At 38.5% G+C, this 24,017-nt stretch carries 16 protein-coding genes; 5 read left to right on the forward strand and 11 right to left on the reverse strand.

Translation table 11 applies throughout. The annotated features are described in order from the left end of the window. Window positions 1–11 precede the first annotated feature (11 nt). The 4 genes from FLL46_RS18140 to imuA form a co-directional block, all read right to left on the reverse strand. A complete protein-coding gene (locus FLL46_RS18140) occupies window positions 12–3,149 on the reverse strand; it encodes an error-prone DNA polymerase (RefSeq protein ID WP_142932765.1) in 3,138 nt (1,045 codons plus the stop codon). Window positions 3,150–3,281: 132 nt separating this feature from the next. Beyond that, a complete protein-coding gene (locus FLL46_RS18145) occupies window positions 3,282–3,659 on the reverse strand; it encodes an endonuclease domain-containing protein (protein ID WP_142932766.1) in 378 nt (125 codons plus the stop codon). Window positions 3,660–3,706: 47 nt separating this feature from the next. Then, a complete protein-coding gene (locus FLL46_RS18150; protein ID WP_142932767.1) occupies window positions 3,707–5,227 on the reverse strand; it encodes a Y-family DNA polymerase in 1,521 nt (506 codons plus the stop codon). A gap of 13 nt (window positions 5,228–5,240) precedes the next feature. Continuing rightward, the gene (gene imuA / locus FLL46_RS18155; protein WP_142932768.1) at window positions 5,241–6,083 is read right to left on the reverse strand and encodes a translesion DNA synthesis-associated protein ImuA; all 843 of its coding nucleotides are present in this window, start codon (window positions 6,081–6,083) and stop codon (window positions 5,241–5,243) included. Between the two features lie 331 nt (window positions 6,084–6,414). On the opposite strand from imuA, the gene FLL46_RS18160 reads away from it, so the two are divergent. Next, window positions 6,415–7,392 (forward strand): Gfo/Idh/MocA family protein, encoded by a 978-nt coding sequence (locus FLL46_RS18160; RefSeq protein ID WP_142932769.1) that lies wholly within the window; start codon window positions 6,415–6,417, stop codon window positions 7,390–7,392. 48 nt (window positions 7,393–7,440) lie between these two features. Here the strand turns inward: FLL46_RS18160 and FLL46_RS18165 are convergent, their stop codons facing one another. Continuing rightward, window positions 7,441–8,538: a hypothetical protein gene (locus FLL46_RS18165; protein WP_142932770.1), complete on the reverse strand. Its 1,098-nt coding sequence runs from the start codon at window positions 8,536–8,538 to the stop codon at window positions 7,441–7,443. A 114-nt stretch (window positions 8,539–8,652) separates the two neighbouring features. Then, window positions 8,653–10,344, reverse strand: a complete 1,692-nt coding sequence (locus FLL46_RS18170; protein ID WP_168204227.1) for a GGDEF/EAL domain-containing response regulator — start codon at window positions 10,342–10,344, stop codon at window positions 8,653–8,655. A gap of 423 nt (window positions 10,345–10,767) precedes the next feature. Here FLL46_RS18170 and FLL46_RS18175 point away from each other — a divergent pair, with 423 nt between their 5' ends. After that, window positions 10,768–12,486, forward strand: a complete 1,719-nt coding sequence (locus FLL46_RS18175) for a sensor histidine kinase (protein ID WP_168204228.1) — start codon at window positions 10,768–10,770, stop codon at window positions 12,484–12,486. After that, window positions 12,474–12,926 (forward strand): response regulator, encoded by a 453-nt coding sequence (locus FLL46_RS18180; protein WP_210418746.1) that lies wholly within the window; start codon window positions 12,474–12,476, stop codon window positions 12,924–12,926. Before FLL46_RS18175 ends, FLL46_RS18180 begins: the two co-directional genes overlap by 13 nt. Before the next feature lie 231 nt (window positions 12,927–13,157). On the opposite strand, the gene FLL46_RS18185 is transcribed toward FLL46_RS18180, so the two are convergent. After that, window positions 13,158–15,281, reverse strand: a complete 2,124-nt coding sequence (locus FLL46_RS18185; protein WP_142932773.1) for a transporter substrate-binding domain-containing protein — start codon at window positions 15,279–15,281, stop codon at window positions 13,158–13,160. Window positions 15,282–15,729: 448 nt separating this feature from the next. Here FLL46_RS18185 and FLL46_RS27870 point away from each other — a divergent pair, with 448 nt between their 5' ends. Beyond that, the gene (locus FLL46_RS27870; protein ID WP_142932774.1) at window positions 15,730–16,806 is read left to right on the forward strand and encodes a methyl-accepting chemotaxis protein; all 1,077 of its coding nucleotides are present in this window, start codon (window positions 15,730–15,732) and stop codon (window positions 16,804–16,806) included. A 204-nt stretch (window positions 16,807–17,010) separates the two neighbouring features. Next, window positions 17,011–17,796, forward strand: coding sequence for a substrate-binding periplasmic protein (locus FLL46_RS18195; RefSeq protein ID WP_142932775.1), 786 nt, complete (start codon window positions 17,011–17,013; stop codon window positions 17,794–17,796). A gap of 826 nt (window positions 17,797–18,622) precedes the next feature. On the opposite strand, the gene FLL46_RS18200 is transcribed toward FLL46_RS18195, so the two are convergent. The 4 genes from FLL46_RS18200 to FLL46_RS18215 are packed head-to-tail and all read right to left on the reverse strand — an operon-like array spanning window position 18,623 to window position 23,799. After that, window positions 18,623–18,904, reverse strand: coding sequence for a hypothetical protein (locus FLL46_RS18200; RefSeq protein ID WP_142932776.1), 282 nt, complete (start codon window positions 18,902–18,904; stop codon window positions 18,623–18,625). Beyond that, on the reverse strand, window positions 18,901–19,527 hold the full coding sequence (locus tag FLL46_RS18205; RefSeq protein WP_142932777.1) for a tetratricopeptide repeat protein: 627 nt from the start codon (window positions 19,525–19,527) through the stop codon (window positions 18,901–18,903). Before FLL46_RS18205 ends, FLL46_RS18200 begins: the two co-directional genes overlap by 4 nt. Beyond that, window positions 19,514–22,345 (reverse strand): tetratricopeptide repeat protein, encoded by a 2,832-nt coding sequence (locus FLL46_RS18210; protein WP_142932778.1) that lies wholly within the window; start codon window positions 22,343–22,345, stop codon window positions 19,514–19,516. Before FLL46_RS18210 ends, FLL46_RS18205 begins: the two co-directional genes overlap by 14 nt. Continuing rightward, on the reverse strand, window positions 22,342–23,799 hold the full coding sequence (locus FLL46_RS18215; RefSeq protein ID WP_142932779.1) for a tetratricopeptide repeat protein: 1,458 nt from the start codon (window positions 23,797–23,799) through the stop codon (window positions 22,342–22,344). Before FLL46_RS18215 ends, FLL46_RS18210 begins: the two co-directional genes overlap by 4 nt. Between the last annotated feature and the right edge of the window lie 218 nt (window positions 23,800–24,017).

The following is a 24,017-nucleotide window of genomic DNA, read 5'->3' on the forward strand; positions in this document are numbered from 1 at the left end:
ATTAATAGATATCAGTGGAAATCTCTTGAGTTTCTTCTAAACTCAGGCAGCTTTTCACTAATATCTTTGATATGACCAGCAATGATGTGCACAACTTTCCGTTCTCTTTCAATTGTACCTTTTATTAACAAGAGGCGACTCCCTAAAATTTCTTTGCGGAATTTTTCCAGTGTTTTTTTCCAGACAATAATATTCATGTTACCGGTTTCATCTTCTAGTGTGATAAATAAAACACCCGAGGCTGTTCCTGGTCTTTGGCGGCAGGTAACAACCCCTGAAACTTTGACAAACTGACCTTGCCTTAGTTTTTTTAAATCAATGGCACGTTTGCATGGTTCAACCCAATTTTTCTCTCGCATGATAGCCAACGGATGCTTTTTTAAAGTGAGTCCGACTGTTTGATAATCAGTGACCATATCCTCAACTTGCGTCGGAGCCCTTAATGAAAGTTCCGATTCTGAAGGGGGTAATGATGTTGAATCTAACTTGATTAAAATCGGTTTGCTTTCTTCAATGGCTAATGATTGCCATTGTGCCTGATAACGATGTTTCGCTAAGCGGGGAAGTGTATTTGCTTGAACCAGGGCGTCTTTTTCAATAGCGTTGAGTTTCACTCTAAAAACGAGATCTTTAATATTGGTGAAAAGACTTTGTCTTCTTTCATCAATTAATCTACTGGCTGCTTGTTCATTGAAACCTTTGACTAAATGCATTCCCAGACGAATAGCCTCTGGCTTTTCATCTTGATCAACATTTTCCGAAAAAACAATAATTGACTCCCAACGGCTGTGATCAATATCAACGGGTAAAACCTTAATTCGATGTTTTTGAGCATCTTGCACTAATTGAGAAGGGCTATAAAAACCCATCGGCTGGCTGTTTAATAATGCACAATAAAAAGCGGCAGTATGGTGACGTTTAAGCCAGGCCGAAAAATAAGCGAGAATGGCAAAGCTGGCGGAGTGTGACTCAGGAAAACCATAACTCCCAAATCCTTTCATCTGTTCAAAAAGCCTTTCAGCAAACTCTTGCGGGTAACCATTTTTAAGCATGCCTTTAACGAGTTTTTCCTTAAATTGTTGCAAGTCGCCGTTACGCCCCCAGGTTGCCATAGCCCGCCTTAACTGATCTGCCTCGCCGCCGGAAAAACCAGCCGCAACCATGGATAATTGAATCACTTGCTCTTGAAAAATAGGAATGCCTAAAGTACGTTCAAGCACTTCTTCCATTTTTTCGTCATAATAAGTTGGTTTTTCTTCTCCGTTACGACGCTTTAAAAAGGGATGCACCATATTGCCCTGAATTGGACCGGGACGAACAATAGCAATCTGAATCACCAGATCATAAAACTGACGAGGGCGCAGGCGGGGTAACATGCTCATTTGCGCGCGGGATTCTATTTGAAAAATCCCCACGGTATCGGCGTTGCAAATCATATCATAGGTTCTCTCGTCTTCTTTTTTAATATGGGAAAGCTTGCTAATTGAAGAATAACTGGCTGTTAATTCCAGGCACTTTCTAATCATGGTTAGCATTCCCAAACCGAGTACATCAACTTTCAGTAGCCCTAAAGCTTCAATATCGTATTTGTCCCATTGAATAACTGTCCGATCAGGCATTGAGGCGTTTTCAACAGGAACCAGCTCTGACATAGGACGATTAGTGATAATAAAACCACCCACATGTTGGGATAAGTGGCGAGGGAATTTTAAAATATCAAACACTAGCTCGCTAAATAATTGAGCCAAAGCGCCACCGCCGGATAAATTCATTTGTTTAAAATAGTTTTGTAAAGAATCGGGTTTATCCCACCAGGCAATAGATTTTGATAAAAACTCTAAAATAGGTTGATCAATACCAAGCGCTTTGCCCACATCTCTAATGGCGCTTTTAAAACGATAGGTGATAACCGTTGCGGTTAAGGCTGCGCGATCTCGAGAATACTTTTTATAAATATATTGAATGACTTCTTCGCGTCTTTGGTGTTCAAAATCAACGTCAATATCCGGGGGCTCTTTTCTTTCCTCAGAAATAAAACGCTCAAATAATAAATTACTCTGTTGTGGACTGACTTCAGTAATAAAAAGGCAATAGCAAACTAACGAATTAGCAGCAGAACCGCGCCCCTGACAAAGTATTTTCTGGTTTCTGGCAAATTGTACTATGTCATAAACGGTTAAAAAATAGTGTTCGTATTTCAGTGTTGCAATGACTTCAAGTTCATACTCTAGTTGCTTTTTGTCCCCATCATTAATGCCTTCAGGCCAACGTTCAACGGCACCTTGAAAACAGAGCTGCCGTAAATACTCTGATGCTGATACGCTTTGGGGGAGTATTTCGTCGGGGTATTCATATCGCAGTTCCTTAAGAGAAAAGTGGCACTGCTCAGCAATGGTTTTAGTTTCAAGTAACAGGTTTTCTGGATAAAGATTTTGTAAAGCCTCAAGCGTTCTAAGACTTTGTTCGGCATTGCCAATCAAGTCGGTCCCCAAACTCTGAATCGTTTGATTTTTTTTGATTGCTGTTAAGCAGTGCTGAAGCTTTAAGCGTTTTTTAGTATGCATCAGCACTTTATTTTGACTAACAATCGGAATGTTAAAATTTTTAGCGAGTTGAATGCATTGTAAATAGCTTTGATAATCATCTAGCTGTAGTAGTCGATGATAGCCAATCCAGATTTTCTGAGGGAAAATCTCTGCTAGTATTTTTAATTGATTATGAGAGTCTTGGTATTCTTTATTGGGCAACCAGATACATAAACAGAGATTAATATGCTGTGATAAATCTTTTAGCTTGACTTGATAAGTACCTTTTTCTGCCCGGCGTCTCGCCCGAGTGATCAAAGTAGAAAGCTCTGCATAAGCTTCGCGGCAAGGGCAGAGTAGAATCACTTCCATATCTTGCTGCGACTGCCAATCTATTTTTAGTCTGGAGCCAATGATTAATTGAAAAGAGGGAGAGCATTTTTTTTCTTCTATCTGATTTTTAATTTCAATATAAGCTCTAACTATGCCTGCTAATGTGCACTCGTCTGTGATGGCAATACCTGAATAACCTAGATTTATTGCCTGAGAAACTAATTCTTCGGGATGAGATGCTCCGACTAAGAATGTGAAGTTGGTTGTGGTGTTGAGTTCGTAGTAGTCCATTTGAATTTTCCCTCTCCCTAACCCTCTCCCTTAGGGAGAGGGGACAGAAAATTAGTAGCGATTAGTATCTTTTTTCTTTTATTTGGAGAGTTTAACACTTTTGGTTTCCTTTCTCGCTTGGAGGGCTTGGAGTTAGCGAGGAGTTTGAAGGTTTAGATACTTTAATTCCCTCTCCCTCTGGGAGAGGGTTAGGGAGAGGGAAAGAAGCACAGCTTCAAACTCACTCAAAATTTGGTTGTTCCAAAACCGAATCACCTTGTAACCTTTACTCTCTAAATATTTTGTTCTTACAATATCTTGTCGTTGGCTATCCATATGCTGACCTCCATCTAACTCAACCACTAACTTCAAGTCTCGGTTAACAAAATCGACAACATATGGTGAAATAATAAACTGCCGATAAAACTTCCTATTTTCAAACCGTTTAGCCCGAATTGCCCGCCAAAGTTGTTGTTCGGCAGTCGTTTGATTTGTTCTAAGACGTTTAGCTTTGTTTAATAATGTTTCCATATTTCCTCCTTGATTTTTACAAAATTCTGGGGCTTTCAAAAAATACTCTAGCTATAAACGCCATGTAAAAACCACTGCTTACGTAACAGATCATAAAATACCCAGTAAATTGTTCCGTTGTCATGTTCAGCTAAAAAATAATCTCTTGCGACTTTTTTCTTCCACCAATAATTAGTGATTCTTTCTTGAGAAGAAATGATTTTTAATTCTCCGTGCCATAATAATTTTCGCTGGTTAAAACGAATTTTTTCAGGCTTTTCTAGCAGCCAGCTGGGGCGGGGTAAGTTATTTTCTATACTGATATTGTTTTGAACTTTTTCTATATTATTCGGTATTTTCTCAACCTGGTAACTGGCATTAGAAATTTCGGCCACCTGGCAGCTGGCCAGCTCAGGTATGTGTTCCGATTTTTGTTGCAATTGATAACAGCTATCATTGCCCAGTTTTGCTTGAATTTTATTGATGAAGGTTGTGGTCTGCTTAAAGTCTCCGCTGTCTTCAAATAACTGCTTGTTTTGAGCATTCAATTCATGCATTTTATTGACAGTTAATGAAATAGCTTCAATGGGAGCGTGTAGTGTGTAATGTTCTAAATGCAGCTGAGTTAATTCAACATAAACTTTGTCATTTATTCTACTGTCGGCAATTAACACGTCAAAGCCTATCATGTTTTTTTCCGAGTCGAATAGTTCCCAGTGCAAACATTGACAGTTCTTTTGTTTGACGGTTAAAAAACGACACAGATCTTTGATTAATCTTTTAATCGGAAAGAGCAGCCCCTGACGGTGGTGGATAACGTCGATAAATTCCAGCCTTTGCAAGAAATTTTCCGGCGGAATAAAGTAGTCTTTAGGATCAGGGAGTTTGTTATACAGTTTTAATAAATAATGGCTAACTTCTTCACCAAACCTTTTTCTAATGGACTTCTCAGGCAACTTAGTCAGCTCGCCTAATTTTTTTGCACCAATTGACTGGATTTGAGCGATTGCTTTGGGCGAAATATTCATCAACTCAACAGGCAAGTCGGATAACCGCTGTTCTAATTCTGAAAAAACTATTTTTTGTTGTTTGTTTTGCCATACTTTTAATGAGTAATCTAAAGGCATAAAGGATAAAATTTCGGCGCTTTTCGGTGTATGACCAATGGCTAGACGATAGCTAATAGATTCTTTATCAAGTGTTTCTTTTAGCGAGGACAGCAAATTTTCCAGACCATGAAAAAGTTTTAAACTATGAACTATTTCAACCAGCAATATGGCGTTTTCTTCGATAGCAACTGAAGGAGAGAATGAATATAGCAATAAGGCAAGATTATTGAGTTGTTGTTGCTCTTGCGACTGGTTTCGTTCAAACAACTGGATGCTATCACAAAAGGTAAAAGCACTTGCAATGGTTTGTGAGATCTTAATTCCTTTTTCACAGGCTGCTTGGTTTGCACAGAAAATTAAATTATCTTCAATAACAGCTTGTGGCTTTTGTGTTTGACTGGTGTGATTTTTTTCTGATAGGGGGACGGATTTACACAAAGTCTCCAAAGGTAATAAGGGTAAACGAATTGATAGCCACATAACATTTTCCTGACTAATGATAGGGCTGTTTTGGGCGATCAACAGAGCGGATTGTGCGTTGACTTTTATCAATTATCGCTTCGGAAAAACACATTGATTTTTGTTGTAATTCAAACAACCACTGAGGTTGTTTGGCGGTTGGTGATATTTCCATTTGCGGAGTTCTTACCTGTGGTTTTTCAGGTGAAAATACTGGCCAGTATTTCACATCAAAAGGATTCCAGTTAATTCGCTCTGGAAATAATTCAAGGCTGATCTGTTGGCCGCTCCAGCCACCAGGTTGCTTGATTATGGACAGCAGATGTTTTTGCTGCCTAACCTGCAAAATAACCCGCAAAGTAGCTGGAGAAGACTGTTGGCTCAAACTTTGATGTCTTAAGAGAATTCCCCAGCATTTACCGGCTTTAGCGGCCAAACTAAGTTTGCGTATTTCATTGCCTAACACTTTTTTCGGTAGCCAGACTAATACCGCTGAACTCGCTGTTGATGCCATTGCTTGTTGAGCAGCCCAGATTGTTTCCTGAACAGTGGAAGTCTTAACGATTACTTGCTTATCGAGTTTTAAGCGTTGATTAACCAAAGCGGGCGCATAAGGCAAATAGGGTGGGTTAACCCAGGTGATATACCCCGGCTTTTGATTCAATCTGGCTAGTAATGGGCTCAATAAGCGGATTTCGCCTATACCATTGTGACTGAGTAATAATTCAGATATTGCCCCTTGCGGCCAGCCAGAGTAGTGTAGCTGGCGATCCAATTCGGCATAGCCCGTACTCATAGCAAGACGCAGGTTGTTTTTTTGGGAAGCTTGCCAAATTCCATCATTTTGTAATAGTTGGCTAATAGTGGGCGACGACATAATAAATACTAAACAATTAACTACTTATATAAATAGCATTTATTTGAGTGGTTATCTAGTGTTTTTTACACATTTGAGATTAAGTGATTGAATTATTGAGAAGTTTATTTTGAGGTTAATGGCAATCTCATTGAACGTCTGTTCATTAATTTTGTAATAACAATGCAATCAGGAGACTTTGTTCATATAAAAAGTTCTAAGGAAAAATCTAGTCTTATTGACTGAATTCGCGTAAAAATAGGTTAAATGTAGCCAGTATAAATTTGATGAAATCATCACAAATAGAATTTCAAACGAATTAAAAAACAGCCGACAAGTAGGAGAAATCATAATGTCGAAATCGCTAATCAAATGGGGAATGATTGGTTGTGGTAGCGTCACCGAAAAGAAAAGTGGGCCTGCGTTTAACCAAGTTGCCAATTCTCGACTTGAAGCCGTTATGCGAAGAGATCAGGAAAAGCTGCAAGACTATGCCACAAGGCATCAGATCACTAAATTTACCACCAATGCTGATGAAGTAATCAATGATCCTGAAGTTGATGCAATCTATATTGCGACACCACCAGATACTCATAAAGAATATGCATTGAAAGTCGCTGCTGCGAATAAAATCTGCTGCGTTGAAAAGCCGATGGCGCTGAATTACCAAGAGTGTCAACAAATGGTGGAGGCTTTTAACGAGATCAATAAGCCGCTATTTGTTTCTTATTACCGTCGATCTTTACCAAGGTTTAATCACGTGAAATCACTTATTGAGAGTGGCCAGATTGGTGAAGTCAGACATGTGCGTTGGGATTTCTCTCGCCAACCGAATAAACTTGATTTGAATCGAGAATATAATTGGCGAACTGTGCCATCAATATCAGGCGGTGGTTATTTTGTTGATCTGGCTAGTCATGGTCTGGATTTATTCATCTATTTATTAGGTGACGTTGAACAAGTTCACGGTATTAAACAAAATCAACAAGGGCTGTACGAAGCAGAGGACGCCGTTACTGCCTGTTGGAAACACAAGAGCGGGGCAACAGGTAGCGGCTTCTGGAATTTTGCCGCGTCAGAGAAGAACGACACTGTCACTATTTATGGCAGCGATGGTATCATTAATTTTTCCATTTTTAATGAAGCAGAAGTTCAGTTGCAAAGTAAAAATGGCCAGCAGAGTTTTATTATTGAACACCCTGACAATATTCAGTACTACCACATTGATAATATGATTCAGCATATTGGTGGTCAGGCGACGCACCCGTCTACCGGTGAACAAGCAATGAAAGTTTCCTGGATGATGGATCAAATATTGTCTACTGATTAATTATTGATAAACAGCAATCGTTCGTTTTTTATTGATCTAATCAACCTGTCAGACACACACCCAGGAGTTAGAAAGTTGCTTCTGGGTACAAAGCTTTTGGGCGGTGATCGCAATATCGATCACATAATACAAAGAAGCAAACCCCAGTTTTTTACGCCCAAGGTTGTGATAGATTAATCCGGTGGCAATATCTTCGGCAGAGTATTTGTTGTGTTCAGCAGCAAAATGGTTAGCTGCCTGATTAAAGTTTGGATCAAGCAATAGTTGTGAAATTCTGCCCACGCCACTGTGATAACTTTGCACTAATAGAAGAGAAAAAATGGTTTGTTGTTTATCTGCAGGCAGATGTCCAAATTTTTGATCAAATACCGGTTTAAGATTACGCCTGTTTTGTTGAAATAAGCGCACGGCACAATCTACCTGAGCCATACGGTGGCGATAGTGTTTTTGGGGGATTTGACAATCTTTCAAGACACTTGGTTTTAATTGTAATAAACCAATGGCATTGGCTTTGGATAAACCATTTTTGCGAGCGCCGCTTTCGATGATAATCTGAGCAAGAAAATGACGATATTCAGAAGCTTTAACCGGCTGTTTAATAATGGATGACTTCTTTTTATAAACTTCTTCTACTAGTTGATAAAGAGGTACCGGTGACTTTTCTGTGCCAATACGCATTCCATCCCAGGTTCCCCATAACCGATCTTTTTTGTCGTGGCCGAACAGGCGCTTCATTGCTGCGTAAATATCGGCATGGGGTTGATTACAGTTTAAGGCAAAAGGGTAACCAGTCTGATTTTTACGGCCTTCAATCCAGCGATTCACTTTTCCTTTTTGCTGTAGTGATTGGCGTGTATCGTTGAGTTTATTTTGAGTGAGCTTTTTTTCGGGCTGATTCTCAATGTAGCCTAAAAAGTTTCCGCGATAGTTAAACAGGATATGTCGCTCAGGGACTTCACAAAAGCCGTTTTGCAATAACACCCATTGACGAATATTACTCAAGTTTGAGTGAAAGCCGTTGCTGTAGCTATATGGAATTGAGCGGATGATTTTTAACCAGTCTGCGGCAATCAAATTAGGAGACGAAAATAGAATTCCACTGCTAATGCAAAATAGGAGTATTACTCTGATACCTGAATTCCTCATTTTTAGTGATTAAATTTTGTTATTTTATTTTGCAGAATTATAACGCTATTTTAAGAGAGGTTATATATTGATCTAACTATATCAAGTGATGAATCTTTGAATTCGCCAAAAGAATCAGGCTCTGCGAAGCTCGCAAACTTTAGAAGGAGTTAGCGGCACATCAAAATAAAAGCCTTGAGCTAACGAAAAGTCCATATTTTTGAGCACTTCATATTGGGACCGTTTTTCAATACCTTCAACAACTAGCATCAAATTCAACTCTCTACAAAGGTTAATGCAAGACTTTATGATTGCCTGGTGTTTTAAATTGGTTTCAATGTCTTCTACAAAAAAGCGATCTAATTTAACGCCAGACAAGGGAAGCTCTGATAATAATTTGAAAGAAGAGTGTCCGGTTCCAAAGTCATCAATAATGATTGAAAAGCCATTGCTTTGGAGTTCTTTTAATATTTCAAGAGCATGTGGAACTTGATAGAACAATTGTCGTTCAGTTATTTCAATCCAGATATCACTGGGATTAAGAGACGATTGCTCAACGCATTCAACCAACAAACGAATAACCGTTTTATTAATGGCTTTCGGTGGTAAATTAATCGAAATAGGAATCTGGTTATTAAATTCTTTTCGCCATAACACAAGACTTTCACAAATTGTTTTAAAGAAAAGGCGATGGAATGCAATTAGCAGTGGACCATCCTCGATTAAATTAATAAAAGTATCTGGTTTTATGTCACCCATCTGAGGGTGTTTCCAGCGGCATAAAGCTTCCAGTGCAAACCATTTTTTGCTTTTAATATCGACTATGGGTTGGAATAGAAGGTAAAACGCGTGAGAGTTTAAGGCTTCAGGGAATTCTGCAACTAAAGAGTGGCTAAGTTTTTGTGATTGTTTTAACTCATTTGAAAAAAAATAATACTGATTTTTACCTTTTTCTTTGGCTTTATAAAGCGCTAAATCCGCCGCTCTAATCAGTGACTTATCAGAGTCGGCATCGCTGGGATAAAAAGCACAGCCCATTGATAATGAATAATTAATAAAGTGTTCTTGTGTTTGTAAAGGTTGTCGAGAAAAACTTTGTAGCTTGTCTAAAATTATTTTTGTGTCCTTTTTCGACATGTTCTCAAGTAACAGAATAAACTCGTCGCCTCCCCATCGGCAAATAGTATCTGAAGCGCGTATTGAACTTTGTATTTTTTTACAAATATGACATAGCAACTCATCACCAACAACATGGCCAAAAGTATCATTAACTTGTTTAAAATAATCGACATCCATTAAAATAATTGCAAGAGAAGTATTTTGTCGTACTGCGCGAGCAATAGCGCGCGATAAACGATCATTCAATAAGCCTCGATTAACCGTGCCAGTTAAAGAATCATGACCTGCAAGAAATTGTATTTGATGAGAAAGTTCTGCACGTTTATAAGATTGAGTGATTGCTAAGTTTAATTTGGTTTGGGTTATTTCTCCTTTTACCAGATATTCGTGTGCACCAGCCTTCATTAGTGATACCGCAATGGTTTCATTACCCAGGCCAGTCAAGGCAATAATACCTAGAGGTTTTTGTGTGGGCGTATTTTGTAACTCGAGCAGCAGATCGGTTGCGACACCATCTGGTAGGTGATAATCGACCAAAAGCACGTCTATATCATTATGAGATAAAACCTGTTTGGATTCATTGAGATCTTCGGCCTCCCAAAGTTTGGAACCGTTTTGCATTTTATTGATTAAGCGGTTTAAGTGGAAACGATCGTCCTGGCTATCGTCAACAATGAGGATATTGAGTGGTTGATTATGGCTTAACATATAGCTCATAAGTCCATTTTAAAGAAACTCATCCGGTATAATGACATTGTTTATTATGATCGATTTAATAGTGATATTAAAATATAGTCGTCATAGATTCTATTTGTCAAAGCATGCATTAAAATATTATTCAGATAGTGATTTACGCTAAAGTTATCTTAATTAATTTGAGATATTACATTCATAAAACCTTGATAAACACAGTCTTTTTATAATAACTCTCTCCAAAAAACAAATTGCTAGATTTGTATAAAAAATAATACTAGGTTTAAACCATGTTCCTGATGATATTTTTCTCTTCAGGCTACCAGGCATCGATATCCAACCGTTAAAGAATAAAAGCAATATCCAGTTAAAACTCGTGACTCTAAAAAAATGTCACTGCAAACTGAGATTCTTAACCCAAGAAGGATTTTGAACAACATGCAGTTTTTTCAGCAGTTATCACAAATAAAAACACTCAATTCAAAAGTATTAATTACCATTGTAATGGGAACGCTATCGATTTTATTAGGGTCGATTGTCATTATCGGATGGTACACCCATGAGTTAACGCTCATCCAGGTTCTTCCACAGTTTGTGCCTATGCAATATAACACCGCACTAGGTTTTATACTGTGTGGAATAGGGATCCTTACCGTATTAAGTCATCACTTTTTTATTTCAAAGGCTGTCAGTCTGGCAATTATTTTTATCGCTTTGTTAACGCTTATTCAATATATATTCCGAGTTGATTTTGGAATCGATCAACTGTTTATGGAGCACTATATTGATTTATTGACATCGCAACCGGGACGTATGGCTCCCAACACGGCATTGTGTTTTGTGTTGACCGGACTTGCGATTTTTATTGCAAGCCATCAATGGCAGGGAAAATATAAATTAGGAACTTTGGAACTTATTGGTTTTTTCATTTTATCATTATCAATTCTTGCTTTGTATGGATACATTTTAGGGGCAGAGTCTGCGTATGGCTGGAGCAATTTGACGCGCATGGCAATTCACACCGCGATTGGATTTATTTTTTTAGGCGTTGGCATAATCACTTATACATGGTCAATGGAAACAATGAAAATTGCCAGCATTCCTATGTGGATTCCCGCGGTCATCTGGTTAGGAGGTTTGCTGTTTGATTTAGCTTTACCGCTTGGTGTTGCTGCGGGTATCATCTACGTTCCATTGATTTTTTGCGCAATCTGGTTTGCTCAACCTTACGCCAGTTTTATCTTTGCGGCGATTGGTATTTTTCTCACGATTCTTGGTTATTTTGCGTCTGCGCCCTTAGGGGAAAACTGGATGGTGTTGAGTAATAGAACTTTATCAATTTTCGTGCTCATTGTTGTTAGTATTCTGGTTTATTTCAGAAGAGCTTTAGAAATTGAACTAGCCGGTGTGCGTTTAAAGATGGAAGCAAATAATACCGCGTTAAAACGAAGTAATGAAGAGTTGGATAATTTTGCCCATATTGCTTCTCATGATCTCAAAGAGCCGTTAAGAGCTATTCACAATCATTCTCAGTTTCTTCTGGAAGACTACGAAAACGAACTTGATGAGGCTGGTGTAAAAAAGCTAAATAGATTAATTTATCTGACAAATCGAATGGAAAAGTTAATCAGCGATTTGCTCTACTATTCGAGGTTAGGCAGGGAAAAATTAGCTGTTACCGAAACGGACTTAAACCTGGTTATTAGTGACATCAAAAATACGATGAAAGATCAACTGGTATCTAAAAATGTGAGAGTCAAAGTCGCTGAGCCTCTACCAATAATTACTTGTGACCAAGTTCGAATAACGGAGCTTTTTCGAAACCTGATTTCGAACGCGATAAAATATAATGATAATGATGAGAAAGTCATTGAAATTGGTTTTGAAGAAATGCCAGAAAATTCAAACGTCTCAGCCACCAGGTTTTATGTGAAAGACAATGGAATTGGGATTTCAGAAGAATTTCACATAGATATTTTCCGAATTTTCAGACGCCTTCATGGCCCGAAGAAGTATGGTGAGGGAACCGGTTCTGGATTAACCTTCGTCAAAAAGATTGTTGAGCAACATGGCGGAAAAATCTGGTGTGAGTCGATACCAGGTCAGGGCACTACTTTTTATTTCACAATTGAAAGAGAAGCATCATGGAACAGTTAATGCCAATACAACCCATACTTGTTATTGAAGATAGCGACGACGATTTCGAAGCGACAGAGCGGGCATTCAAAAAGTCAGGCAATCTGGCCAACCCGCTTTTTCGTTGTGAAGATGGTCAGGAAGCTTTGGACTACCTACTGCGCAATGGCCAATATGCAGAATTAGAGTCTACTTCGAAACCAGGGTTAATCTTACTCGATTTAAATCTACCGGGAAAAGATGGACGATCGGTGTTAGCAGAAATAAAAAGTAATGAGGATTTGAAAACTATCCCTGTCGTTGTTTTAACCACCTCTGATGACGAAAAAGATATTTCTGAGTGTTATCGGCATGGTGCGAATACTTATATTAAGAAACCCGTCAATATTGAGCGTTTTTTCTATGCGATTAAGCAATTAAAAGAATACTGGTTTGAAATCGCGATAAAACCGAAGAAATGAGGCTCAAGATTAGAGTGATATTGAAGATGAACAAGCTTGACAATCGCAGTAAAAAGACAGGCAAACATAACGAAAAACATGTCTAATATTTATACAGTGTAATAAATCAACAATATTCTCTATGTGAGATAAATAAAGGGCTGCCGAAAGTTATCCCCAACCATATCCACTAAAATTGGGGATAACATCCTAAGGCATGTTTATCTTTTGTTTTATCTGGCCCAACTGGGATTATTGAACAATATCAATATAACTCAGATAACGCTGATGAATGTTTCTGACATAATTGACCGGTTCACTACCTCTACAGTAACCAAAGCGGGCTTGCTTATAATATTTAGGCTGCTGCAGTAATAACATGGCTTTTTCAACATGATTAAACCATTTGTCAGTTCGTAAGTTCATTTTTTCAGCAAGTCTTTGGGCGTCTTTAACATGTCCATACCCGGCATTGTAAGCTGCCAGTGCAAAAAGAACGCGTTCTTCGATTGGCAGATTCTTAGAAAAGCGTGAGCGAGTCCAGTCAAGGTATTGGACGCCGGCTGCAATTGACTGGTCTGGATTGGTTAAGTCAAAATAGCCCATTTCTTTTGCTGTTCTCGGCAACACCTGCATTAAACCTTGTGCACCGGCCGCTGATCGAGCTTTTGGATTAAAGCGGCTTTCCTGGTACATTTGAGAAACAATCAATCGCCAGTCAAACTGGTATTCTCTCGACTTGTTTTTTACCTGAGCATCGAAAGGGGAGAGAGTTGAAGTGGATGTAATTCTTTCTTCGATATGTTTTTTCTGGCGTTTCTTATTTGAAAAGTACTTATTTTTAACCACATTATAAAAGGTTCCGCGATACTCCTTACGAACAAATTCATTGAGTGCACTTAAAAGTTTGGGGTTATTTTTGCGCACTGCATAGGCGTAAGGGACGTTTTCTTTCAAAGTGAGTGGGGTCACAATATTGTCTCTGAAGCTCTCCTCAATGCTGATTAAGTTACTGTCAGCAATTGTCAGATCAATGTTTTTACTCGCAACCTGGCCAATTAAAAGTTCGGTAGACATATCTTCATCGGCAGCCTTAACTTTCACGCCATAATCTTGCGCCAGTTTTTGTGCTGTTGACCAGAAGGCGCTCGTTTTTCTGACTGATATTTCTCGACCTTTCAGATCTTCATAGTTTGAAATCGTACCGCCGTCTTTATGCGCTACTAGTTTTTCTGAAACTCGGTTATAACGAATGCTAAAAGTTAAATCGGTTTTTCTCTCATCAGTTCGCGATAGTCCAGCTGCAATCAGGTCTGCTTTGCCCTGGTTGAGTAAACCAACCATCTGTTGATAGTTTTCTGCGACAATAATTTCCAGCCTCAGTTTGTGACGTTTTGCGAAGGCCCGTATGAGTTCATATTCAAATCCCATTAACTCGCCGCGCCACAGAAAATAAGTTTCCGGACTGTTGCGAGTGATAACCCTCAGTGGTAAATGCTTTTCTTTGATACGGTCGAGATCATGCGTACGATCCTGATCGATGAGTTGCGAAATATGATGCTCAGCGATAAATTGGTTGAGCTTGTCCAACAGGCTCTGGTTTTCTCGGTTGACGGCCCATGCGAGTTGTTTTAATCCCGGTAACTCAAGCACTGGAACAATATCATTTCGGTAGCGTGTTAATGTGTTCACAGATAAACCATCTAAAACGCTAAACTCAAATTCTCCTCGAACAATCGCATCAGCAATTTCTTCTGAATTGAGTGATTGTTCTAAAGTGGTAATTTCCCAATTGGGATAATGTTTTTTAACCGATTCAATATAAGCAGTGTTGCTTGGAACGGATACTTTTATCGACCTATCAGCGAGGTTATTTTCTGTTGCTTTTGCAGAGATTAATACCTCTTTATCTTGAACCAGCGGATGGGTAAATCCCATATGTTTTTGACGCTCGGCTGTCACCGTGAGGTGTCGGGGAATAATATCAGCCTCAAAAGCAGACAATGCTTGAAACATTTGTTTAAGGTTAGGTACCTTCACCCATTGAATAGTTAAATCATTCTCTGTAGCAAATTGCGACAAAAGTTCAGTGTGGTAAAGACTGGTAGAACCTGACCGTGGTAAGCTTTCTTCATCCTCCCACTGTAATTTTAGTGCTCTGATAATACCGCTTTGACGAATTTCTGACCAACTTCTAAGAGTATTGGGGATTGAAATCGTATCAGGTATTGAATCTGAGCCCTGAGTCGGTACTTGGTTTGGGTTAGCGTGCGTTGCTGTTTGTTGAGCTTCTTCACCTGGAGAGCTATTGTTCTCAGCATCACAAGAACAAAGTACGAATAAAAATAAAATTGCCAGTGCCGTTTTTCTTATCATTTATTAGCCAATATCAACAGTAAGGGTAGGCTAATACTAAACAAATCTCTTTAGCGATATCAATGAGAATCAATATTAACTCCAGGATTCCTTTTTTACGGTAGGGATAAGAATTGCTCAGAGTAAGAAAATCAAGCGCTTATCGGACAAAGCTATGACTGGCGTTAACTAATGAGCACTAACCAGGTTAGCGATAGAAATGTTTGGAATAAAAATTATTATTAATAAGATGAATTTGTAAAACTACTGCCTATTACCAACCATCGGAAAGTATTCCGATACATCGTTCGCAAACCATTGGAACAGCCAAAATAGTGAAAGGCACTGTTTTTATAGAGAAATTCTGTTTTATCCTGCTAAAAACTCAAAAAAATCTCAAAAATAAGGCTATTCTTGATATATAAGATTTTCATAAGTCCTTCCCCCCATTTTGTAAAGAGTTAAAAAAATGTTTGGAAATAAAGCAAGAATTAATGAGTTGGAAGAGGCCAACACAGCCTTACAAAGCGAAGTCAAAGCGCTCAAAGCCCAACTAGCAGAGATGGAAAGCAATCAACAGGGCAATATTGAGGCTTTTCAGGAAGAAGAAAAGGACCGGGCACTAACCCGGGAAATTTGGCTACTTTTATTAGATTCGATTTCGTCGATCTTTGAAATACGAGAGAGCTTTTCCGAAACCACGAACAGAGCCATGGCCGAAAGCTCGAAACTGGAAAAGTTTGATAGTGTGTTTGAGGAAAGCTCGTCAGTGCTAACAAATATTTTGAGCAGTGTTAGCAAAATAGAAAAGGAGGCCAGTGCCAGTGGTTCTAAAATGGCATCTTTGATCTCTGCGTCAGAAAATATTGCGAGTTTTGTTGATGTTATCAGTAATATTTCCGGTCAAACAAACTTATTGGCATTAAATGCCGCTATCGAAGCGGCCAGAGCGGGTGAACAGGGTCGAGGTTTTGCCGTAGTTGCCGACGAAGTCAGAGCACTGGCGCAAAATACCGGAGACGCTACCGCTAAAATCAGCGATCTGATTAGTAAAGTCAAAAGTGACACCAGTGAAGCGGGCGCAACCATTGAGGGCTTAACCCAATATAGCACGGAGATTGTCGCTAAAAATGAGGCGTTAAAATCCAGCTACGATATGCTGCTGGAATCATCAACAACAATGCGAGATACCATTAACCGCGCATCGATTGATAATTTTATCCAAACGTCAAAGCTTGACCATGTGGTTTGGAAGTCGGAAATTTATTCGGTCATATTTGATCGTTCCTCCAGCACTGCCGATGATTTTACCGACCATACAAGATGTCGTTTAGGAGAATGGTATTACCAGGGACAAGGCGCTGAAACCATGCAGGGCAGTTCCGCATTTCAACGACTGGAAGAGCCACACAAAAATGTTCACAAATACGGTATTCAGGCGTTGGGGGCTAAAGGTTCTGGCGATAAGCAAGCCATGTTTTCTCATTTACAAGCCATGGAGTCTGCAAGCAAAGAATTGATGTCTATGCTGGATCGATTAAGTTAATCATTCATTATCAAATCAAAATTAAGGTCTGGTAAAATTGATTTTCTTTAAGCTGTGATGCTGTATGTGCGGTAACGCTTGCAATCAATTTTTGTATTTAAAACCGATGATTGATCGATACGGCGAAAGTTGCACATTAATGCCATCACATTAATGGTATGAGGCATGGAAATAAAGTAAGACAAAGCAGCAAGAGGTATTAAGGTGCGTCTTAGTTTTGGCAACAGAAAATTATTGGTTGTTAGCTTTGTGTTACTGATAAGCAACATGGCCTTCGCAAATTCCCAAAAAATAAAAATAGTCACTGAACACTTCCCGCCATTGCAGATTAAAAATGAAGACAGTCTGTCCGGCTTTTCCATCGATGTTATTAACGAGCTATTGAGTACCACTGAGGTCAAAGCCGAAATCGATGTACTTCCCTGGGCGAGGGCGATAAAAATAGCGGACACTCGCAAAAATACCATGATTTTTAGTATTACAAGAACACCTGAAAGAGAGCATAAATATCAGTGGATTGGCGCTTTGGAAATCGATACAAAGCAATGCTTTTGGAGTCTTAAGTCTCGACGAGACATTGTTATAACCGGATGGGCTGACGTAAAAGATCTAAGAACCGCAATTGCGAGAGAAGACTCTCAAATAAATCGCTTAAATCAAAACGGGTTTATTGAATCGAAAAACCTGTACCTCACTAATGATTTAGCACAAAGTCTGCAAATGTTGATGCAGGGAAGAGTCGAATTTTTACTGGCGGGAGAATTATTTATTTCGTATTACATTAAAAAACTTGGTTTGCCTAAAAGCAAGCTTAAAAGATATTGTTTTAGGAATGATGGGTATTATCCATTGAGCATTGCGTTTAACAAAAATACCTCTCAAGACACCATTGAGCTATTCAAAAAGTCCCTTCAAGAAATGAAAGAGAGTGGGGCTTTAAAAAAGATATATTCTAAGTGGATGATGTTTGATGGTGAGGTAGGGAAGTGATAGTGCGATTATTGCGTTCCTATTATTTTCAAAATCTGCCGCTTAATTTCGCAAACCCTATCAAGGCTACCTTGTTCGATAATTTATCTGTATTATCTTGGTTTATTGAATAGAGCAAGCTGTTATATAGTTAAGGCAATGAAACTAATAAATAGAAAGTCCGAAATTATACTCGAACCACAAGAAGATGAAATTGTCATTGCATTCGAGGACATTGTTGCTAACCCAGAATCCGATGATGTTTATTCGTCAATATATTTGGAGGATGCTGACGGGTGGAGGCTTACATCATATGGTACTGAGCTGATTGTCTTAGATCATGAAGATGGGCAAAATCTCACTTGGCAGGCCTGGCTGAAAATGAAGCACTTGAGGTATTGATCGCTTTTTCAAAGGGGGATGATATAAACGATAAAAACTGGGTTGTCGGTTATGGACCAAATTAGCGTGGCCTTGCAAAATAATCAGGAAAAACCGCCTGAGTTTATGAGCTAGATGTTAGGTTTCTAATGGAAATAATCTCAATCAAGCATGGAAAACCAGCTTCGGTAAATAATCCGATTGTCGATGCTTGTGAATATACAAAGTAGATCAGGCGATATAACCTTTCTGACTTAGCTAAAACTAGTTGTCCTGAAAATGTAAACGCTCAATACAAATTCTTAATACGATATCAAGTGGTTTAACAGGTGTACGGGTTAATATTAATAAGCTACTGCGTGAGAGCTTGACCAATAAGAAAATGATTGGCTGAAACTGGCTACTATGAGGCGAATTACAAAACTGTTAGATCGAGTCTGAACTACTAAAAATCATCAATCACTATCTACTTTTCAGAAACAGGTTTACTCGTTTGTGAATTAGCTGACTCAAGATCTTCAGGAGTAACCGGATCAAAAGTATCTCCAAATAAACTGTGCAGCACAATAACATCCTGCTTAGTTTTCTGTTGTTTCATATCTTGCCAAGGAACAATATATAAAACTTGAGGAAGTTCTTTATTGCCTTTAATAAATGTTGTCTCTAGCTCAATTCTATCTTCTTCAGCAGAACCGAAAAAGGAAATGACTATCAATAGGAAACCTGTAAGAATAAACTTTATTTTCATGTGTTATCACTCTTCATGTTAAGTCTAAGTTCTTCTACCCAGCTTTTTGTTTTGCTGTCTTCAACTTTTATTAAGGACAAATATTGTTCATAGTGTTGAACGGCTTTTGGGATATCCTGCAGGTAGATATCATAAAGTAGTGCTAAGTTGTAATGGGCAAGGGCATAATCTGGTTTATTTTTGATAGCTTTTTCATAAAAGCTTTTAGCCTGATTAATTTCTCCTTTTTGATTTTCAATATAGCCTGCCAGATTGAGTGCTTGCGGCATATCAGGATTTTTCTGTAAAGCTATTTGAATATTTTCCTCGGCTTTTTCCATATGTTCTTGCTTGAGATAGACTAAGGCCAGGTTGGCCCATGGTCCCGCTAGATCAGGATGCAGCTCAGTCATTTTGGTAAATGATTGCTCGGCTTTATCCAGCTCGTTATTGTTCAATTCAGTAATTGCCTGGCGATATAATCCAAGCTCATTATTAAGCGTCTCCTGCGATGCTGGAGTTTGATTGTTTTGCGGGATATTAGAAGTAGGCGATTCTTGCTTCCGACCGGAGCTACAACTTGCGAGTAAAAATAATGAAAGCATCCAGCATAATAGATTCTTAGTTCTTTTAATGTAGTACATTGATAAATCCTTCCAACTTAGGTTTACGCTGGTATCGCACTGGAAATAACTTCTTTAATTGTGAATAACTTTCCGAAACCCATTGATCATAAATATCGTCTTTAACATGAACTAAATTTACTTCATAAAACTCAATTGCCTTTTCTTCAAATGGGAATGCTTGGTCTTCCAGTAAAATTTGGTATTGCTCTAGCTCGTCCTTATTTAAATTTTTCGGTCTTTCTGATTCTAGCAATGCACGGCTGAAATTATAATAAATCTCAGCAATTGCATGGGTTGCTTCGGTCGCCGTTTCAGCAATTCCATCAGCTGATGCTCTGGCGTATAAATTAACTGCACGTTGCATCGCACGCTTTTTCCTTTTTAAATTTTTCTTAAGTGGATGAACCAATCTCGTTTTCTCAAAGAGTGCGTTGTTCTTTCGAGCTAGTTCAAGCGCTGTAGTTGATGCAATGAGTTTTGTTCGATCGGTTTTCTGACTTGATCGCGCTTTTTTATCAACTCGCATAATTTTGTTACGCCAGCGATCAACCTGTTTGGTATTTTTTCGTAAACTATTTAACTCAACCAATTTATACATAGATTCCATATATCGGGGAAAAGGGCGCGTGAATGTTTTAGCGTATTTCTCATAAGATCGAATGGCCGACTGATAGTCTTGTTTCGATTGATATAACTCCCCAGCTTTGAATAATGCAGCCATTTGATACTCTTTGCTTTTTTCCCGTGTTGATAACTTCTCCAGCTCTTTAGCTGCCGCAATACTTTGCTTGGTATTTAAATAAGCGACTGAGAGTTTTTTAGCAATATCAACAGAGTGTTTGTGCTTTGGGTATAACTTGCGAAATTGCTGGATATAACTGATTGATTCTGTCCATAACTCATTCTTTATCGCCAGCGCAATCGCATCGTAAAGGCCGGTAGCAGCTGTTTCTGACTGGGGGACGAGCTCGACAATACGAGCATAATGTTGGATGGCTTCTGCGTAATTGTTTTTCTCATTGGCATTTTTGCCCTGATAATAAATTGATAACGCGAGCGCTTCTAGTGATGAAGCTTTGGCTTTTGGTTTTAAGTCGCTGGTTTTTAAAATATCAAGATAAGTGTTTTCGGCCGCAGGATACTGGCCAATCTTAAAGTATGAATGCGCTTTAATGGTGTTAATATCTAAAAACAAATCTGATTCACTATCGTGTTCGATTAATTCTGATAACACAATGGTTTTATCATACATTTCGTTTTCATAGGCTAATTCACTTGCATGAGCGATTACTTTAAGTGTTCTTTTATCGCCTGGGTATTGTTGACTATACAGCGTTGAAAAATGAATCAATTTATTCAGCCAGGTCGAAACCGATTGTTTATTCTGACTTAATTGGGAAAGCTGAGACGCGAGGGTTATCGTTTCATAAGCGGCATCTTTATTGATAATAATATCTGAGTCGTAAGCTGATAATTCAAAGTGTTTTAAAGCCTCAGGATAGTTTTTATTTTCGGACAACAAAGTACCGAATAGGTAGTGGATATTATCTTTATGTGAATAGGACGAGTAATGCTGAAGGTAATTACTATACCAGCGTCTCGCGTTGTTAAAATCGCCATTACTTTTGGTTAATTGAAACTGTTTATGATAGTTTGCTGCAACTGTTAAAATGTAAGTTCTTAATGTGTCCTTGACCAGTTTCGCTACTTCAAGATCGGTTCCGTCTTTTCGCCAGTATTGACTGGCCGGATGGTATTGGGCGTAAAAAGATTCTAGTGCACTACTCATTTTCGAACCGAAACCACTGGTTTTCCAGATTGAAATTGCTTTTAGCAGCGCTTCAGGAACTCGACTTGAAGAAGGATTATATTGGGTAAAATACTTCAAGGTATTTACCGCATCATTGTACCTGCCTTGTTTGACAAAAATATCACTGACATGGACATAGGTATAATACAAATGCCGAAATGATTGCCCATCTCGCGCAAGCTGTTCAAAGTACTCATTTAGCGGCTCAGCGCCGCCTAAATAAGCAAATGACAAACCAATGGCGCGAAAATATTCATTAAACAAATTTTGCGCGTTTTTATCCAGTTTAGAATATTGATCGAATTGATTGTAATTAACGACTTGTAGAAAATCATCAACGGCTTCCAGATAATACTCTTGTTTGAAACGAGACCAGCCACGCTTATAGAGTGCCTTTTCATAAAAAACATTATTTTTCTTTGAGCCAATAATTTCCGTATACTTGTCCTCTGCCAGTGTGTATTGTCTCGAACTGAAAGCATCTTCGGCCAGACGAAACTGACTTTCTATATAGTATTTAGATTTTGGAAATTGCTTAACGAGCTGTTCTATCGTTGAATGAGTTTCCTGGTTGAATCCTCGTTGATCATAAGCCTTTGCGAGTTGATACAATGTTCGATCATTGTTTTTCGCATTGGGATAGTCTTGCAAAGAGGTTCTTAACAGGTCGATAGTTCGATCGAGTTTAGCGTTATAAAGTTGATCATCTAACGACTCAAAGGTATCTCCCTTCTTTTTGTTGAGTAACTGTTCAGACAACTCAAATTCAAGTTCGGCAAGGCGATTGAGCGCGACAACTCTTGAATCGTCCTGTTTAGAGGCATGCTTCAGGTAATTGGCATAGGCTTTGCGAATATCATCGCTCGACTTAGGAATGACGCTTTTTCCAGACTTGATAATGCCTGTGGTATCGATATCCGCTAATGTTGCTCTTTTAACTGGTGAACTCTGACAGGCGGTAACAAGTAATATCACCGCAAAGATAAGGGCATTTCGAAAAACACTGTTGGTGAAGAAGTTACTCATTGTTGGCTAACCAGGTTTTTATCATATAGTCTGGCCAATCCAAATCGAGATTGATCCATATAACTACTCAAATGTTCAATTCTTTGAGTCAAAATTATCGTTGTCATTTTATTAATTGTCGTATCATACTTAGCTTTCAGTTGATTAAAATCTGCTAAAAGTTGTTTGTTGTTCAGATCGTCAAGGTAGGGACGAAAACTTTGTAACATTAAGTAGTTTTTAAAAAAGTAACCGGGATAATGAGACGAAAAATCAATCTGGTTTTTACCGATATTTATCACGAAACTATCTTTTCTAGAATTTGATAAAGGCACTTCTTTATAAAGAGAAGATAGGAGTGAGTCAGATGCCAAAATATTTTGAATCTCACTAATTCTTCCCTGGTAATAATTAATCGCTTCGGTATAGCCTGTAGAAGCTGTTGTGTGCTGTTGTAGTTGCTCGTAAAAGTAGGGCATCAGTAAATGTGATTCATCCACAACAAGTTCAAAGGTATTTTTTTGTTTCAGTATTCGCACCGCATTTAATGCGCCAACATAGTCTTTTTGGTTTGCGGCTGTTAACGCAATACCGAGTAAGGCTCGATTGGTGAAAGGTCCATTAAGTCCAACATTGCGAAAGGACTCCCTGGAGTTACGATAATACTCTTGTTTTAAGAAAGAATAACCTAATGTTAAATACAGTCGGTCAATCGTTGTATCCTGTTTTTGCACACCAGGATTTTTAAGAATTGCTTGAACGATATTATACCCATCAGTCCACCAGCCTTGACGGATATTCGCTATTGCCATATTTAGCCGGGCAGAAACATAATACTTTGAAGTCTGTGGTATTTTTTCATAGGCAACAATTGCTTTTCGATGCCTGGTGAGTTTTTGTAGTGCAATGCCTTTGATGAGTAAGGCATGATGGTAATTCTCGTTGGGCAATTCATTAATGGTATCATCCAGATACTCTAGTGCTTTCTCTAAACTTTGTCGTTCAAAGTAAAATTGAGCGAGAATGTAAGCGACGTTTGCTGCTAATGTTAAATCGCCATCTTCTTTTATGTAAATGAGCAGGCTATTGGCTGACTGCCACTCGTTGTTATCGAGTAGTACCTTAATAACATTAAAAACAGAAACATCATCGTAGTTGGTTTTTAACATCGATAAATTGTTAAGAATCGTATTGGTCGCAACCACCGGTTTATGTTGGGCCAATAAATTTTCAACAGAGTTTTCAAGCGCGTTAACTGTTTGATACACCTGGGGCGTTGCAGCAGAGTGCTTACTAAATTCACGATAAAATTTAGCTGAAAATTGCTGATGTTGTTGATCAATGAGTTCCAGCTGTTCGAGTTCTAATGCTGTTTTTTCGGCTGCAGAACAAAATGGGGCGATTAGCAATAACAAAACAGAAAAGATAATATTTCTGAATTGAAGGTTGATTGGATGAGAAGTTCTTTTTGCCATCTTGAATTCTTAAATGACTAAGCCGCTAAAGGAAGGTAAAAGTATTTATTAAAGATGAGCATCGATGTGTATCCTTAGTCTCTTCACAATTTTACCCCAATCCCGAACGGCATATTTTATATTCATTATCTTTAAATCCTTTTAGTTTTTTTAACCTGTTCCATCAGCTAGTTCTTTTAATTAGCACTGACTCGATTAATATCGAGCCAGTATTTTTA

The organism is Aliikangiella coralliicola, assembly GCF_007004725.1.
Taxonomy (GTDB): Bacteria; Pseudomonadota; Gammaproteobacteria; order Enterobacterales; family Kangiellaceae; genus Aliikangiella; species Aliikangiella coralliicola.